Origin of the sequence: Enterobacter sp. WCHEn090032, from assembly GCF_003986875.1 — a bacterium.
GTDB lineage: Bacteria > Pseudomonadota > Gammaproteobacteria > Enterobacterales > Enterobacteriaceae > Enterobacter > Enterobacter sichuanensis.
In genome coordinates, this window is sequence record NZ_RXRN01000015.1 from 30,068 (window position 1) to 46,600 (window position 16,533).

At 53.5% G+C, this 16,533-nt stretch carries 15 protein-coding genes and 2 pseudogenes; 10 read left to right on the plus strand and 7 right to left on the minus strand.

Annotation, left to right across the window (positions count from 1 at the left end; translation table 11 throughout):
* Positions 1 to 37 precede the first annotated feature (37 nt).
* A complete protein-coding gene (gene dmsD, locus EKN83_RS14235) occupies positions 38 to 652 on the plus strand; it encodes a Tat proofreading chaperone DmsD (RefSeq protein ID WP_126801169.1) in 615 nt (204 codons plus the stop codon).
* 43 nt (positions 653 to 695) lie between these two features.
* Here the strand turns inward: dmsD and EKN83_RS14240 are convergent, their stop codons facing one another.
* A complete protein-coding gene (locus EKN83_RS14240; protein WP_045284863.1) occupies positions 696 to 2,411 on the minus strand; it encodes a SulP family inorganic anion transporter in 1,716 nt (571 codons plus the stop codon).
* Positions 2,412 to 2,900: 489 nt separating this feature from the next.
* Here EKN83_RS14240 and EKN83_RS14245 point away from each other — a divergent pair, with 489 nt between their 5' ends.
* Positions 2,901 to 3,584 (plus strand): hypothetical protein, encoded by a 684-nt coding sequence (locus EKN83_RS14245; RefSeq protein ID WP_045284864.1) that lies wholly within the window; start codon positions 2,901 to 2,903, stop codon positions 3,582 to 3,584.
* A gap of 222 nt (positions 3,585 to 3,806) precedes the next feature.
* On the opposite strand, the pseudogene EKN83_RS23555 reads toward EKN83_RS14245, so the two are convergent.
* Positions 3,807 to 4,031 (minus strand): annotated as a pseudogene (locus EKN83_RS23555) (nucleotidyltransferase family protein); the annotation flags it as partial.
* A 65-nt stretch (positions 4,032 to 4,096) separates the two neighbouring features.
* Positions 4,097 to 4,933: a MipA/OmpV family protein gene (locus EKN83_RS14255; RefSeq protein WP_126801170.1), complete on the minus strand. Its 837-nt coding sequence runs from the start codon at positions 4,931 to 4,933 to the stop codon at positions 4,097 to 4,099.
* A gap of 200 nt (positions 4,934 to 5,133) precedes the next feature.
* Between EKN83_RS14255 and EKN83_RS14260 the strand changes: the two genes are divergently transcribed.
* The 3 genes from EKN83_RS14260 to EKN83_RS14270 all read left to right on the plus strand — a co-directional run bounded on the left by EKN83_RS14260 (position 5,134) and on the right by EKN83_RS14270 (position 7,816).
* The gene (locus tag EKN83_RS14260; protein WP_025760259.1) at positions 5,134 to 5,811 is read left to right on the plus strand and encodes a response regulator transcription factor; all 678 of its coding nucleotides are present in this window, start codon (positions 5,134 to 5,136) and stop codon (positions 5,809 to 5,811) included.
* The gene (locus EKN83_RS14265) at positions 5,811 to 7,199 is read left to right on the plus strand and encodes a sensor histidine kinase (protein ID WP_126801171.1); all 1,389 of its coding nucleotides are present in this window, start codon (positions 5,811 to 5,813) and stop codon (positions 7,197 to 7,199) included. The genes EKN83_RS14260 and EKN83_RS14265 overlap by 1 nt, the downstream gene beginning before the upstream one ends.
* Positions 7,200 to 7,336: 137 nt before the next feature.
* Positions 7,337 to 7,816, plus strand: coding sequence for an RrF2 family transcriptional regulator (locus EKN83_RS14270; protein ID WP_025760257.1), 480 nt, complete (start codon positions 7,337 to 7,339; stop codon positions 7,814 to 7,816).
* 66 nt (positions 7,817 to 7,882) lie between these two features.
* On the opposite strand, the gene oqxB is transcribed toward EKN83_RS14270, so the two are convergent.
* Together oqxB and EKN83_RS14280 are read right to left on the minus strand one after the other, a co-directional pair.
* Positions 7,883 to 11,038 carry a multidrug efflux RND transporter permease subunit OqxB gene (oqxB, locus tag EKN83_RS14275; RefSeq protein WP_126801172.1) on the minus strand — a complete coding sequence of 1,052 codons (3,156 nt, stop codon included), beginning with the start codon at positions 11,036 to 11,038 and terminating at the stop codon, positions 7,883 to 7,885.
* Between the two features lie 24 nt (positions 11,039 to 11,062).
* Positions 11,063 to 12,238 (minus strand): efflux RND transporter periplasmic adaptor subunit, encoded by a 1,176-nt coding sequence (locus tag EKN83_RS14280; protein ID WP_025760255.1) that lies wholly within the window; start codon positions 12,236 to 12,238, stop codon positions 11,063 to 11,065.
* Positions 12,239 to 12,574: 336 nt separating this feature from the next.
* Here EKN83_RS14280 and EKN83_RS14285 point away from each other — a divergent pair, with 336 nt between their 5' ends.
* From EKN83_RS14285 to EKN83_RS14295, 3 genes are all read left to right on the plus strand, one after another.
* Complete coding sequence (locus EKN83_RS14285; protein WP_126801173.1) at positions 12,575 to 12,928, plus strand: helix-turn-helix domain-containing protein; 354 nt, start codon at positions 12,575 to 12,577, stop codon at positions 12,926 to 12,928.
* A gap of 70 nt (positions 12,929 to 12,998) precedes the next feature.
* Positions 12,999 to 13,316, plus strand: coding sequence for a YebG family protein (locus tag EKN83_RS14290; protein ID WP_025760254.1), 318 nt, complete (start codon positions 12,999 to 13,001; stop codon positions 13,314 to 13,316).
* A gap of 92 nt (positions 13,317 to 13,408) precedes the next feature.
* Entirely contained in the window at positions 13,409 to 13,624 is a 216-nt protein-coding gene (locus tag EKN83_RS14295) for a DUF6500 family protein (protein ID WP_126801174.1), read from the plus strand.
* 348 nt (positions 13,625 to 13,972) lie between these two features.
* Here the strand turns inward: EKN83_RS14295 and EKN83_RS14300 are convergent, their stop codons facing one another.
* Entirely contained in the window at positions 13,973 to 14,644 is a 672-nt protein-coding gene (locus tag EKN83_RS14300; RefSeq protein ID WP_126801175.1) for a DUF4019 domain-containing protein, read from the minus strand.
* Between the two features lie 293 nt (positions 14,645 to 14,937).
* On the opposite strand from EKN83_RS14300, the gene EKN83_RS14305 reads away from it, so the two are divergent.
* Positions 14,938 to 15,567 (plus strand): hypothetical protein, encoded by a 630-nt coding sequence (locus tag EKN83_RS14305; protein ID WP_126801176.1) that lies wholly within the window; start codon positions 14,938 to 14,940, stop codon positions 15,565 to 15,567.
* Positions 15,566 to 15,763 (plus strand): annotated as a pseudogene (locus EKN83_RS23560) (YybH family protein); the annotation flags it as partial. The gene EKN83_RS14305 and the pseudogene EKN83_RS23560, both read left to right, overlap by 2 nt.
* A gap of 37 nt (positions 15,764 to 15,800) precedes the next feature.
* Here EKN83_RS23560 and EKN83_RS14315 read toward each other — a convergent pair.
* A complete protein-coding gene (locus tag EKN83_RS14315; RefSeq protein WP_126801177.1) occupies positions 15,801 to 16,256 on the minus strand; it encodes a hypothetical protein in 456 nt (151 codons plus the stop codon).
* Between the last annotated feature and the right edge of the window lie 277 nt (positions 16,257 to 16,533).

Consider the following 16,533-nt stretch of genomic DNA (forward strand, 5'->3'; position numbering starts at 1 on the left):
CCGCGCGGGCGCAATCCGCGCGAGCAAGGAAGGTTTTATGAAAGACGTCTCACCGCGTGAATCGTTCGCGTTCAGCGCCCGCGTACTGGGCGCGCTGTTTTATTTTTCACCCGACAGCGAGCAGGCCGCGCCGCTGGTGCAGGCCCTTACCGCGGGTGAATGGGTTCAGGACTGGCCGCTGCCACCGGAAACGCTGCAGCCCCTTGCCGAAACCTTTGCCGCCCCTGCCGATGAGCCGCTGACGGACGCCTGGCAACGGCTGTTTATTGGCCCTTATGCCCTGCCCGCACCGCCGTGGGGCTCCGTCTGGCTGGACCGCGAATCGGTGCTGTTTGGCGACTCGACCCTCGCGCTTCGCCAGTGGATGCGAGAAAACGGCATTGCTTTTGAGATGCAGCAAAATGAACCGGAAGATCATTTCGGTACCCTGCTGCTGCTGGCGGCGTGGCTGGTCGAGAATGGCCGCGAAGCGGAGTGCGATCGGCTTCTGGCGTGGCATCTTCTGCCGTGGAGTACCCGTTTCCTCTCGGTGTTTGTCGACAACGCCGGGCATCCGTTTTATACCGCGCTGGGCAAGCTCGCACAGCTGACGCTGGCGGACTGGCGTTCCGCATTGCTTGTTCCGGTTGCGGAAAAGACGCTGTATCGCTAAGGGTACGGCTTGCTCGCGGCTGGCGGGCAAGCCTGGGTTTGGTTTATACCTCTCCACCCGATTCACTCGCACTCTCTTTGCTTTGAATGAACCGAAGTGCCAGATAGAGGTCTGGTGCCAGAATCATGTCATCATCATTCATTGTTGGCCGGCTGTCTTTAAACCAGCGCGTTAATTCCGTTTTCCTGCCCGCAAGGATTAACGTAACCTGCCGAGCTTTCAGGTCGCGCTTTAACTCATTTATGGTTGCCAGAACACTGATGTCTGAATAGGTGAAGCAAGCCACGGCATCAATAATCACCCATTTAGGCTGTAATGCTGCACCATCAACTAAGTTCAATACCCGACGTTTAAAATAAGCCACATTAAAATAGGTCAACGGTGAGTTAAACCGATACATCAGCACGCCCGGGACCATTTTAATATCGGTGGTATTGCCTAATGAGTGAATCATGCCATCTTCGTCAGTGCCCAGTAAGTGCTCGGAGGGACGAAAGACGGTACGCAGGAACTGTAACAGGCCAAGCAACACCGCGAGGCCGATCCCCTGGATAACACCGATAATTAACACACAGCCAAACGTGAAGAAGGCCAGGCGAAAGGCCTGTTTATTTCGCCGTCTCAGGTTCCAAAGCCCACGTAAATCAATCAATGACCACGATGCGTACATTAGAACAATCCCTAACGCCGAAACCGGAATAAACTGCAGTGGTTGAGTGAAAAATAACACGACGATACCGATGATTAAGGCGGCGACCACGGAAACCAGCTGGCTTTTCCCTCCAACTGAATCATTCACCGCGGTCCGGGAATCGGCGCCACTGATAGCAAACCCCTGAGATAATCCCGCCATCAGGTTCGCAATACCCAGCGCCCGGAACTCGGCATCCGCATTAATTTCATAGCCATTTTTCGCGGCGAAACTGCGCGCGGTCAGCATCAGGCTGACAAAACTGACCAACGCCAGGTTCAGCGCCGGGATCACCAAATCACGCATCGGACCAGGCTGGAACGTCTCCCAGTGAACCACGGGTAAACCAGGCTGGAAACCGTCTCCCCCAATGGTGGCAATACCGTACTGTTGTGCAGATGTCCCCCAGACCAGTAACGTTGTCAGAACAATGGCAATCAAAGGTGCGGGCCAGTGGCTGCGGTACGTTTTGATAGCCATTAAAATAGCGAGCGTTAAAAGTGATATTCCTGCGGTTAAAAAATGGCTGTCTGAAATGCGGCCTGGCAAGGCGATGATTTTCTCGATCACCTGCGCTTCATCAAGCTTGATCCCTAAAACCTTGCCGATTTGCCCGACAATAATCGTCACGGCTACGCCATTCAGCAATCCGGTAAGAATGGGATGAGAAAGCAGATCGGCAAGCGCGCCGAGGCGAAATTTACTGGCAAGCAGGCACCATCCGCCCATCATCAACGTCATGACGATCGTCAGTTGCCAGTGCAGTTCAGGATTTCCCGCCGAAAGAGGAAACACCACGGCCGCAATCACCGCACAGGTTGTGGCATCAGGGCCGACAATAAGCTGACGTGAAGAGCCAAACAGTGCATACGCTATCATCGGTAAAACGCAGGAGTACAGCCCGACTATGGCCCCAACACCCGCCAGCTCCGCATAAGCAATCGCAACCGGTAGCGCGACAGCCGCAACGGATAATCCGGCTTTAACATCATGTTTTAGCCAGCTTTTATCGTAGGCTAACAAATTTTGCAGGCCCGGCATGTAGCTTAAAAAATACTTTCCGAACACATTATTCTCCGGAGATTAATATTACCCGCGAAATGTTGGCACACTTTTAAGTGAGGTTCTGGCTTTCAAATGCTCCGGACGGAGGCCCCGCCGCTCGGGCCATATAAACACTTAACTATTTTGATATTCTGACTGGTGTTAAACATAGTTCAAAAACTACTGCTTAGCCGGGGTGGTCCCTGCCGGATGCTGCCGTGCTGCACGCGGACGACGGATGGGTGGAATCGACAGCCCGGGAACCGATGATCTAACAGGTTTGTGGTTCGGTATGAGGAGTCTTGAGAAAAAGTTAAGCCCAGAAGATTGTCTGCTTAGTGCCAGGAGTGGACGGTGAGCAGATTAACTTCCGCCCCGTATAGATATTTCTTATCAGCCATGCATCTCATATCTTCAGTTCAGATTAAACTGGACAATTAAACGCATAGTCTGAGATGCCTGAAAGAAATATAATCAATCATCTGGTCGCACACTTCTGTCAGAAGGTATGTCATGAACTCAGTAAACCTGCAAAAAATGTATCTTGCTGCAAATGAGAACACCCTCGCAATGTGGCTGAAAAATGCAGGTATTGGGAAGGCCAGAGAAGAAAACTACTACGATCCGCTTAAACTTGCTCTTGCAGCAGGCATTAAGCCTCCTGTGTCCGGTTCTGTCTCACATCTTATTGAGGAAATGAAAAGGCTCACAAAGGATGATCCGCTTGCCGATACGCTGCCAACACAGGGTTTCCATTTCACTTTCTTACCCCTGACACTACCACTGTATAACGTAAACGAACAATTGCCAGAGAAAATGGAGCAATTGACAAATATCTGGACAGAATTTCATGCGAAAAAAATTGTTATCAAAGATCTCCGGTTAGTTGCGTTGCCCAGCCAGTTGTTGCTTGCTGGGATCCCTGAACGTGCTGCGATAGATCTGCGCCAGTCGTTTTGCGAAAAGGTTCTGGATTCACACTGGAAAAAAGAGTTGCTAATGCGACATACCGGCAGCCCTTTACCAGCACCATTCTGGCACAGCACACTTCTGCGCTACAGCGCTGCTTTTTTACCCGTAACCCTACGTCAATTTTTTATTGAACGTCAGGCTCTTAATTTCGGCAATGTTTCGGGAGAATTGATATTAGTGAAGGTCAATTACAACTGGACAAAATGTTATCCATTAAAGAGTTAACTGAGACGTTGTAGTCGTATGCCAAAAAGTCTTCCGCCACATATGCTAGCGTAATAGCCGGAAGCCGAATGAGTTTAAGTCCGCTTCTCGCTCACACCAGACCTACACCCCTCGCAACTTCCCTCTTCTCTCGTCCCTCTTCTTTCCGCCAAACCTTTGATAAAATAATGTCCATCCAACACACAGACTTGCTACAAAACATCGACGATGATCAGTGATGTGCTGCAACTGAGGATAACGCGCTAGCCAACGTCGCCTAAAGGCATCATACTTTTCCCGATCAAATACGGGCGTCGGTCTTAAACGCAGCTCAAACCGGTCATTAAGACCATAGGGAGCAATGACCTCGATGAGATCGTTATCGCCCAGTCTTACGGCCACGGCCGTCGCAGTTTCAGGCCAGTACAATAGCGCATTTTCTGTTGAGTGATAGGCCGCCCCGCCATCTAAACCGGAGCGGCTTAAATTACCGTAATTACCCCCTCAAAACCGCAAGCCGCCGCAACCCACACTCAAAAACTGTACGTCACCTTCAGACTCCCCGTAGGCGATGTCTTACGATGCACAATCGGGCTATCGGCAGCATCTCCCGTCAGTTGCATCACGCCCGCGGCGGCAAGCACGCTCCAGCGCGAGGTGAGCCTGTGGGTCCAGTCAAGATTCAGCGAGTACGCATAAATCCCAGCGCCAGCGTCATGGCGGGCAAACCCGGATGCCGCCGACTGGGCGGCACTGACGCCGTAGTAGGTCTGCATATATTTGTCAGATCCCCAGCTGCCGGTCAGCGCCAGCGTGACCGCATTATTTGGTGAAGTATAGAGCGGACTGGAAATGCCGAAGTGTACCGCCTCACCGTTGTCTCTCTCAGAAACCGGGATCTCACCCTGCACCTGCAGATTAAGCCAGTCGGTTATCTTGTAACCCAGACCGGGCACGACGATAGCCGAGCCTTTTATCTCGCCCATGCCACGCAGCTCGTCGCTGCCGGAGCTGATCGAATCGCTGCTCACGTCTTTATCTTTACGGCCTGTGCGGTAGCTCAGCGCTGCGCTGTAATCCAGGTTGCCAAGGTTATTGCCGTAACCGATACCCCGCGTAGTGCCGATAAAAAAGCCGTTGGCCATGGAATAATTCACCACCTGAGCCGCGCTGACGCGGGTTTTATCCGAACCCGAGTAGCGTGGCGCGACGTCCACCCCGCCCCCCAGAGTTAAGACGTTACCCTGGCTCTGCTCTGCCGCCAGTAGCGGTGTGGCCAGTAACGCCAGCACGACGCCCGGCACGATGTTTTTCAGGCTGCGGCCCGGGAATAAATGGGGGAACGGATGACTCAGTTCGATGTTTCTCATTAAGGACGTCCTTATGGATGCAAATGATGACGATGAAGCGGTTAAACGCCAGAACGCCCATTTTGAAGCGTGACCCTAAGGTTCTTATGAGCCGAAAATGAAGAAACGCTGAAGCGCGCGGGTGCTATAAACCGGACAAATTTACTGATACCGTTTTTTTCTTAAGATGTTCTTCATTCACTGCCGATACAGTTACCACTGTGAAAATTCTACTTATTGAAGACGACCTGGATCTCGGCAATGGCGTACGTATCGCCCTCTCCGATCAAGGCTTTGACGTTATATGGGTTCGCCGGAAAGAGGATGCGCTGCATCAGCTTGACGTCTGCGTGCCTGAGCTTGTTTTACTCGACTTAGGGCTGCCCGATGGCGATGGCATGAGCCTGATGACGCGTTTGCGCCAGCAGCTTAAGGGCATCCCCGTTATCATCCTGACGGCACGAGGAACGCTGCAGGATCGCCTGTACGGGCTGGATGCGGGTGCAGACGACTATCTCGTCAAGCCCTTTGTTCTCGCCGAGCTGCTGGCAAGAGTGAGAGCCCTTGCGCGACGCAGTTACGGTTTTGAAAATGAGGCAATAGAAATTCGCGGGCTGTCGCTTCATGTGCCGACGCGTCGCGTGACGGTGAGCGCGCGCCACGTTGACCTGACGGCCAGTGAATACGCCCTGCTTGAAACGCTGATGCTGCGCGCTGACCGCGTGCTAACGCGCCGGTTCCTGGAAGAAAGGATCTTCGGCAACAAAGAAAACCTCAGCAATGCGCTCGACGTGCATATGGGTAATTTGCGGCGAAAAATTGGCGACGGTTACGTGCGAACGGTACGGGGCGTCGGGTATGTCATTGATACCGTCTCTGTCCAGAAGGTGACCGGTTAATGCGAAACTTTTGGTCCCACCTGCGCCACCCCACGCTGGTGCGGCGAATTATCATCGCCCAGATGCTGTTGCTTACGCTGCTGTGGTGTCTTTTTTTAACCTTCATTCTGTGGGAGGACCTGCGCAGTCCTCCCATCCTCACGGGCAGTAAAACCTACGAAACCCTTTTTACCCTGGTTGAGCGGATGGACGAACGGCCGCAGGATCGTACCGCGGTGCTCGAAGACTTTAGCCAGGCGCTGCGCGAAGGCTATGGCGGCGGTGAAGATCCCGTGCTGTCGATTAACCTTATCGTGCGCAAGAACAATGCTGTTATTTTTACCTCCGACGGCGCGCCCGCGGGGATAACAAACACCCGGTTCGGGGAACTGGAGCGCGTTCAGAGTGACGATCGTACCTGGACCAGCCGCACCCTTAAGTCCCCTCACTCCGACGTGGAGGTCACCCTCTTCACGCCAGCCAGCGGCTGGAACTTCTTTATCTACCTGAACTCGCGGGGTTACTACATCCTGCCGCTGCTGGTCTGCTTCCCTTTTTTGCTGTTTCCCGCGTGGCTGTCGATCCGCATTGCGATGCGCCCCTGGAACCGGGTGGTCAGTGAAATTACGTTACGCACGCCTGACGATCTCTCCCCTTTAAAGGCCGTCCCCAAACACAGGGAGCTTCGCCAGATGGTGGATGCGATCAATGATTTCCTTGCCCGGGTGCGTGAAAGCGCTGAGCGGGAACGGGTTTTCATTGCCGATGCGGCGCACGAGCTGCGTACTCCCCTCGCAGCGATGCGCATCAACGTGGAGGCGCTGCAGTCCTGGGTCATCAGCGAGAGCCAACAGGAGCTGCTTGCGGGGGTTATTCGCAGCAACAGCCGTGCTGCGCGTCTCGTCAATCAGTTGCTGCTGATGATGCACAGCGAAGCGCGCATTGACACCGAGATGGAGCCGGTACCGCTGACGACACTCATTCAGGAGCGCATGGCCGAGCTGGAGCCGTTAGCGTCTGCGCGCAGGATTGAACTGGAGTTCTTCTCGCAGGATGACATCTGGATCGCGGGCGTCAGGGAACGCCTGGTGTCGCTGATTGATAACCTGATTGAGAATGCGGTGAAGTACAGTCCTGAAGGGGGGCGGATTCAGGTCGACGTACGCGCACTCGATGGCTGCACGCAGCTGCGTGTCTCGGATGCGGGGCCCGGTATTCCGCCTGAACTGCGGGAACGCGTGTTCGACCGTTTTTTCCGCGACCCGAATCAGATGCAAAGCGGAAGCGGTCTGGGGCTTGCCATCGTCAAAGCGGTGGCGCAGCAGCACAACAGCCGCGTTAACCTGAGTACATCCGCTGAAGGCGGCCTGATGGTGACGGTTGACTTCCCCAACCGCACGTTTAGCTAAACCAGAACAGGGTGTTTGATCGCAAATGCCGCAGATTGCTTCAAAAAAAAAACCGTATTTGTTATATTGTTGTTTATTGCTTATTCACCTCTGCGGTGCCAAAAAGAACAAGATTCACCGCAACCCAGGATACAAAAATGTTAGATTACCGCTTCCCGACAGCTTTGCAGATGGTTCTCAGCGTAGCGATGGCGGAGCAATTGGGCGAACGTTCAACGAGTGCGATTCTGGCCTACGGCCTGGAAGCGAACCCGAGCTTCATCCGCAAATTAATGGTTCCGCTCACGCGTGACGGCATTATCGTCTCAACGCTTGGCCGCAATGGCTCCATTCATCTTGGTCGCCCGCCGGAAGAGATCACCCTGCGCGATATCTACCTTTCGGTCATCGAAGATAAAAAACTGTGGGCGTCGCGCCCTGACGTGCCGGCCCGCTGCGTGGTCAGCGCTAACGCGTGCTGGTACTTTAAATCAATTTCCGAAGAGGCCGAGCAGGCGTCGTTAGCCGTACTGGCCCGCCACACCGTAGCAAGCGCGCTGGAAGCGGTGAAAAACGCCGACAGCAGCGGATGGGATCCGCTCCCCGATCTTATCGCCCAGTATCAAAAAACGTCGTAATAATTTACCTGGTACAAAAAAAACCGCCTTCACTGTGAAGGCGGTTTTTTATTAACTGCAACGTCCTTACGCTGGCAGAATGTCCCTTTCCTCTTTTTTCCCGCGCGTCACGAACTTACGCAGCGTCACGTAGAACACCGGCGTCAGGAACAGGCCAAACAGCGTCACGCCCAGCATCCCGGAGAAGACGGTGATCCCGGTGACGCCGCGTACTTCTGCCCCCGCGCCGTGGCCGAGGATCAGCGGAATGGTCCCGGCAATAAAGGCGATGGAGGTCATCACAATCGGGCGTAAACGCAGGCGGCACGCCTCCAGCGCGGCCTCCATGATCCCTTTCCCCTGGATTTCCAGCTCGCGGGCAAACTCCACGATAAGGATGGCGTTTTTACAGGCCAGCCCCATCAGGACCACCAGCCCCACCTGCACGAACACGTTGTTATCGCCACCGGTCAGCCAGACGCCAAACAGTGCGGAGAGCATCGTCATCGGCACGATGAGGATCACCGCCAGCGGCAGCGTCCAGCTTTCGTACAGCGCCGCCAGCACCAGGAACGCCAGCAGTACCGCGACCGGGAAGACGATCAGCGCCGTATTGCCCTGCGTGGCCTGCTGGAAGCTCAGGTCCGTCCATTCAATATTCATCCCGTTTGGCAGGATCTGCTTAGACATACCCGCCAGCTGCGTCATCGCCTGAGTGGACGAAAGCACACGCGGGTCGGCATCGCCAATCAGATCCGCTGCCGGGTAGCCATTGTAGCGAATCACCGGGTCCGGCCCGTAGGTGGTCGTGATATTCACCATACTGCCAATCGGCACCATTTCGCCCTGGCTATTGCGGGTGCGTAAGTTCGCGATATCTTCCACGCTGTCGCGGAACTGCCCGTCCGCCTGCGCCATCACGCGCCAGGTACGGCCGAACTGGTTAAAGTCATTCACGTACGACGAGCCGAGATAGGTTTGCAGCGTCCCGAAAAGATCGGTCAGCGACACGCCCTGTGCTTTCGCCTTATCACGGTCAACCTGCACGTCCAGCTGCGGAACGTTTGCCTGGTAGGTCGAGATCGGGAAATGCATCCCCGGCGTCTGCATAATCGCCCCGGACATGGTGTTCACCGCGTTTTGCAGCGCACCATAGCCCAGACCGGCGCGATCCTGAATGTACAGGGAATAACCCGACCCCTGACCCAGCCCTAAAATCGGCGGCGGCAGGATGGAGAAGCCAAAGCCCTCCTGGATTTGCGCGATTTTCGCGTTGATCTCCGCGTTAATTTCCGCCGCGGAATGCTTACGCTGGTCGAACGGCTTCAGGCCAAAGAACACCGTCCCGGTATTCGGCGTGTTGGTGAACTGCAGGGCATTCAGCCCCGGGAATGCCACCGCATAGTCCACGCCTTCGGTATTCATCCCGATTTCGCTCATTTTGCGGATCACCGCGTCGGTGCGCGCCAGCGAAGAACCTTCCGGCATTTTCACGCCGCCAATCAGGTACAGTTTGTCCTGAGTCGGAATAAACCCGCCGGGTACCGCTTTAAACATCACGCCCGCCGCGCAGAGCAGCAGCAGATAGACTGCAAACACCGCGCCGCGACGTCCGAGGGTTTTACCCACCAGCCCCTGATAGCCGTTCGAGCTGCGGTGGAAGAAGCGGTTAAACGGACGGAAAAGCCAGCCGAACAGTCGGTCGATAAGCCGGGTCGGCAAATCTTTCGGTGCGCCGTGCGGTTTTAGCAGCAGGGCCGCCAGCGCCGGAGAGAGCGTCAGCGAGTTGATGGCGGAGATCACCGTGGAGATGGCGATCGTCACCGCAAACTGCTTGTAGAACTGGCCGGTCACGCCCGAGAGGAACGCCATCGGCACAAACACCGCGCACAGCACCAGCGCAATCGCGATAATCGGCCCGGAGACCTCACGCATCGCCTGATGCGCCGCCGCAAGCGGTGCAAGCCCCTCTTCAATATTTCGCTCGACGTTTTCCACCACCACGATGGCGTCATCCACCACGATACCGATGGCCAATACCAGCCCGAATAAACTCAGGGTGTTGAGCGAGAAGCCCAGCAGGTAGAGGATGCTGAAGGTACCCACCACCGACACCGGCACCGCGATCAGCGGAATGATCGACGCGCGCCAGGTTTGCAGGAACAGGATCACCACCAGCACCACCAGCACGACCGCTTCCAGCAGCGTTTGTACGACCGCCCGGATGGAATCACGCACAAAGACCGTCGGATCGTAAGGTGCCGCCCACTTCATATCGTCCGGGAAACGCGTGGACAGTTCGTCCATTTTGGCGCGCACCGCGTTAGACAAGTCGATGGCGTTCGCCCCCGGCGACTGGAAGATACCAATCCCGACCGCGTCTTTATTGTTCAGCTGAGAACGCAGCGCATAGCTGCCGGAGCCCATCTCAATGCGCGCCACGTCGCGCAGGCGGACAACCGTACCATCCTGCGTGGTTTTCAGAACGATATTGCCAAACTCTTCTTCAGTATGCAGACGGCCCTGGGCGTTAATGGAGATCAGGAAATCGCTCTCTTTCGGCAGCGGCTCGGCGCCAAGCTGACCGGCGGACACCTGAACGTTCTGCTCCTGCATCGCCGTCACCACATCCGAGGCGGTCAGCCCGCGCGCCGCCACTTTATTCGGATCCAGCCAGATGCGCATCGCGTATTCGCCCGAGCCGAAGATCTGGATCTGACCCACGCCAGGCAGGCGCGCCAGCTCATCCTTCACCTTCAGGGTGGCGTAGTTACGCATGTACAGGGAGTCGTACTTGCCGTTAGGCGAAAACAGATGCACCACCAGCGTCAGCGTCGGCGACTGTTTCTGGGTGGTAATGCCCAGACGGCGTACGTCTTCCGGCAGACGCGCCTCGGCCTGCGCGACACGGTTTTGCACCTGAACCTGCGCCTGATCCGGGTCAGTCCCCGGACGGAAGGTCACGGTGGTGACCAGCACGCCGTCCGAGCCCGCGACGGATTTCATGTACATCATATTCTCAACGCCGTTGATCGCCTCTTCCAGCGGCGTCGCCACGGTCTCGGCAATCACTTTCGGGTTGGCGCCCGGGTACTCCGCGCGCACCTGAACGCTTGGCGGCACGACGTCAGGATATTCGCTCACCGGCAGCAGCGGGATGGCGATCAATCCTGTGATAAAAATCAGAATCGACAGGACGGCGGCAAAAATCGGCCTGTCGATGAAAAAGCGGGAAAAGTCCATAGATTGGATTCTCAGGTCAAGGGATCAGTTGAGGGCGGCGCTGGCGGTCATGGCAACGGTTTTGGCGTTAACCGGCATTCCCGGCATAAACACTTTTTGCAAACCCTCGACGATGACTTTGTCGCCAGGGTTCAGCCCCTGCCGCACGATGCGTAAACCGTCTGCCAGACGCCCCGGCGTAATGTCGCGGCGCTGGGCTTTCCCCTCTTTATCCACGATGTAGACGTATTTGCGATCCTGATCGGTCAGCACCGCTTTGTCGTCGATAAGCGTGGCTTTGAATGCTGCGCTGCCCGGCAGGCGTACGCGGGCAAACAGCCCCGGTGTGAACTGACGTTGGGAGTTATCCAGCAGCGCACGCATGCGGATGGTACCGGTACTCGGCGTGAGCTGGTTGTCCAGGAAATCCACTTTGCCCTGATGGGGATAGCCTTCTTCGCCCGTCAGGCCAATCTCAACCGGCAGCGCCATATGATTGCTGGACGCCCCCTGCCCGCTGCGGGCGAGGTTTTGATAGTGAAGATAGGTCGACTCATCCACATCGAAATAGACGTAAACCGTCTTCTGCGAGACCAGCGTGGTGAGCACGCTGGCGGTATCGCCCGCGGTAACCAGATTACCGCTGGTGATCAACGCCCGGCTGGCGCGGCCATCGATAGGCGCGGTCACTTTGGTGAAGTCCAGGTTGAGCTGTGCTGCGTCTACCGCCGCCTGCGCGGCGCGAATGTCGGCCTGCGCCTGAACGGCGGCCGAGCGACGCTGCTCCCACTCTTCACGGGAGACCAGGTGAGAAGCGATAAGCTTATCGGTACGGTTAGCCTCACTTTGCGCCAGGCTGGCCTGCGTTTTGGCCCTCGCCAGGTTCGCCTGCGCCTGTTCCAGCGCGGCGCGGTAGGTTCGGTCATCAATGGTGAACAGCACCTCGCCCTTTTTCACTTCCTGGCCGTCGGTGTAATTCACTTTATCAATGTAGCCGGAGACGCGCGGGCGCAGCTGAACGCTTTCCACCGCTTCAATCCGGCCGTTAAAACTATCCCACTGGCTGATGGATTTCACGACCACGTCAGCCGCACTGACGGAGGGCGCGGGTGGCGCAGCGTTTTGCGCGACGCTGTTATCACATCCCACGAGCAGCGCGGAGATCAACATCCCCCCCAGCGCGCTCAGATAAACGTTTCCCCAGGTTTTTTGCAGGCTCATTATTTTTATTCCGGTAATTGTAGCTGCCGGGCAAGACGCAGCGGGAGGCGCCGCGCCACTTCCTTTGTCCGGTAGCTGGCTGAAGGCCATTTGTGTCGTTCATCGCCACAAAACTGTAACAGTTGCGAGTACACTATCGCGGCGATTGTAGGAAGGCGCTTAACTAAGTGCAAGAATAATTGTTGCACTTTATGTGCTATTTGTGTCGATGTGAAAAGACCCGTTTCGGACAGGGATTAAAATGCAACAATAAAACTTGCAATTAACGGAAAAACACGCCACCTTTAAATGCAACAGATAAAGTTACTTTTTTCTACGCTGCGTGGGGGTAATCAGATGAACACTGGCGCATTTATGCACGATTTACTCGACTGGATCGACAACAACCTGGACAGTCGTCTGGACATTGAGACCGTCGCCAGGCGATCCGGCTATTCAAAATGGCACCTGCAGCGCCTGTTTAAAGAACATACGGGCTATCCCCTCGCCGGGTATATTCGTGCGCGAAAGCTGCAAAAATCGGTTGAACGGTTAACCCACAGCAACGAACCGATCCTGAACGTGGCGATCGCCCTGGGCTTTGACTCCCAGCAGTCCTTCAACCGCAGCTTCAAGCGTCAGTATGGCCAGGCTCCTGGGGCATGGCGGCGCAGCATGGGTGGCCCGGAAACACAGCAACTTCGCCAGTAATGCATATTTTGCTGCAACGTCGATCTGTTGCTGCTATACTGTATATAAATACAGTATAGCGAGGTGCACGATGGCTGTTGAAACAAAATTTGTTGTCGTAAGAAAAGGTGAAGAGAAAATGACATTTGCCAGTAAGAAAGAGGCTGACGCTCACGACAAGCTGCTCGATATGGCCGACGCGTTCACCGACTGGCTGTTGCAAAGCGGAATGCAGATGGATGAAACGCAGGCTGAAAATCTTGGCCTGTATCTCGCCGAGCAGAAAGAGACCGTGCAGCATATTCTGCGTACCAGCAAGCTTCCCGCTCTCGATGCGCCTGTCGCTACTGACGAAACAGCGTCAGATGAGGCTGGCAGTAAAAAAATCAGGGCTGTGAAAGCGGCCTGATTGTAAGAAAATCATCACCTATCCGAAAGCCGTAAGCAGATAACTGCTTACGGCTTTTTTAATCAGCAAATGAAAAGAGTTAAGGAGATGGCGTGCGGCAAGGAATGAAGGAAAAGATCATCAGGATCTGTGATTCAAAAATCGCCTCTAAGGGAAGCGACGTTGGGCTTTCGTTTTATGCTTTTTTTGCTAATAAAAATGACGATCCTGAACTGCTTATGGAAGTTGCACACTGGTGGATTATGGAAATGAAGCTGGACCATTTTGAAAGGGCTGAAAAGATAAGAAAGCTTGTTTTAGCTTTATAACGCTGGAAAGCGGGATCGGCGGTATTGCATTGATCTGACCGTCGCATAATTGTTATGAAATCAGTTTGCCAATCATCGATGCCCAAGTTACGGCTGGGTGCAGAGAGGCGAAATAAACGGTCCAGCTCTCATAAGCAAAGCCAATTCATCCTGAACAACAGGATGCTCTCCAGTTGAGTACTGAATGGGAGTGGCCGCTCCCGATTCTGCGCCCGTGAGTGTGCCAATCTTCTCTGTGTCTTTTACGCTGCCGCTAGCTGGATATTTTGTTTCTGGTGTAGTCTGCCCGGTGCCAGAAGCAGACGTTGTTAACATCAGTTTTTGTTAAATAATTGGGAACAGGTCAACTCATTTCTCATGATTGTTTTTTATGGATTGTACTGTATAACCAAAAGGATGCCATGTAGAGCTATCGCTTGCGAATACTGTAGGTGTTTCATATATTTTACTGCCATCAGAAAACTCAGATAGATATGTAAACTGGAGAACATATCCACGGGGGCTGTATATTTTAGATGAATTAGTACCAAATTGAGTTGTTTTACTGGCTTTTCCGAAAGGGGCTCTCACATTATTTGATAAAAGAGTAAATTGATTTTTATCATACATAGCCTTAAATTCTGGATGCATGCTTTCATAAAGCTCTACATATTGTCCATTGTTAACTTCGCTGAGCATTTTTTCTGCAACCTTCTGTGCGTCAGCACTAGGTGGTGGCGGGGGGAATTTAAAAGGATCCTCGGATACAAGAACAGCCGGATTGAAAAAATAGACGATTACGAAAAAACCGGCTGCACCTGCCGCTTTAATGGTTTTGTTCACATTGACTTCCAACGCACCTGGCAGCATAGCGCCAAATCCGCCTGCAATCATAGCAAGAACTAACCCGAATACTCGCCACTGCATTTCTGTTGGTTTAGGTATTGCAACAACGAGTATCAACATGATGATTACAAAAAAAACTGCAAAAGAAAATAGTAATGCTTTTTCTATTGAGAGCTTTGAAATTTTTTCAGCCATAATTAACCTCACTCACAGAGTTACGAGGACAGTGAAAAAATATATTGCCTGGAAGGTTTATAGCATAACCTTACTAAAGGTACCATCTACATAAGAATGATTATGAATTAATTGATGTTAGCTATAATGTAGTAATCAATGGCTTGCATATCACCCATGCTTACTACATAAATCAGTTCTATTCGCGTGATAATGTTAAAAGAATGTGCATGTCAACACGTTAGCAATACCTAATTAATGTATGTGATTTTTAGCAATGCTTTGTTATCTCATTTTTTATTGGCGAGGCTATCATGAATAGGCGCAGTTTTTTAAGCATGTTATTGTGTTTTACTGCCATGCAGTCTGCTAAATCAGCAGTGATGCCACTTGGTCCTATGACTCCTCAGGGGCAACCAATGAGGGCTTATGTAGCACATCCCAAACGTGTTACTCAAAGTTGCCCATTTTGGTGTTGGGCTGCATCGATTGCTATGATTTTTGAGGCTCATGGACATCACATTGAACAAGCCGAAATTGTTAAGAGAAGTTTTAATTCAAATATCGCTATTTGCACTACAGGTAACACATCAACAATGGGTAATAATTTAAGCCAACCATGGTTGGACTCTCAGGGGGTTAGCTTTCAGTCTCAGGTAGTAGCAGCATATGATATATTTAATCAAATTCTTGCAATGAATAATATAATTATAATTAACGAATTAGCCCACGACAGGCCTCTTTTATACGCCAATCGTAGCCATGCTATGGTTGTTGTTTCTGTCGATTATTTTATGACGCCGTTTGGACCAGATGTTAGGGCTGTTGGCGTTCTTGATCCTTGGCCTACTAGCCCGGGATATCACTTGCTAAACCCTCAAGAAATGGTTCCTGCGCATATGGGAGGGGACATGACTTTTTTGGCTGCGGTACAGACGACGTAAAGTGATCGAAGGTGGGGATAACGCCCTCGTTATCATGGAAACCGTTCTGCGCTTTCCTGATGATCAGGGCGGGATAACAGAAATATCCCGCCGCGCGATCTATGTTTTTCGACAGGAGAGCGACGGCCGCTGGCGTTGTACTATCGACAACTCCTATGGTACGTCGCTTCTGGATACAGCGAATTCATCACAATAAGCACAGTTTCAAAGGGGCCCGACGCCCCTCCCTGCCCTTAATGCGCAGTGATGCGCGGCTCCTTCACAAACTCAGCCAGCAGCCACACCATATCGTGCAGCAGGCCCGTCAGTTCTTTTGTTACGTGAGCGGGCAGCGTTTCCCCCTTCACCGCTTGCGTCAGTGCCAGAACATAGTCCACCTGCGTTAAGGTGTCCTGCCAGCAATCGGGTACGCAGGAATTTAGTTTCTCACCGATGATCAGCTGTTCAATCAGGTATGGTGGAAGATCTACATCGCAGAGTTCACGCAGCCTGCGCAGAGCCTGAAGGAGACGCTCGCAAAGTGCAGTACGGCTCCCGACATCATCGGTTTCGACCAGTACGCTCACCAGCGCGGCGCAGTTGTCGGCGACGTCAAACAGATCGGCATCAGCCGGAAGCGGCCGGGAGATAAGTTGCAGAATGACGTTTTCGTCAGATGGAAGATAAGTCAGGGTTGGGATAGTAGCCATCGTAAGGCATCCTCAGTGTATAAATTGGGTGAACCACCCGATGAGTTCCTACGCTCGAGGGGGTAGCGCTGACAGAGGTAGGAATACCGCCCACAGAGAAAACGGCCAGCCTTGCGGCTGCTCCGTCAGCGCCACCGCAATTTTAACGAGATCGGCGCTGTCGCGACATATAAATATCGCTCTGTAGATGCGGGTTCCTACGCCCGATTGCGGATGTGCCGCAACGCAGGCACTTTACGACCGCGCCCCGTAGAGGAAAAGACATAACGCTGAATTT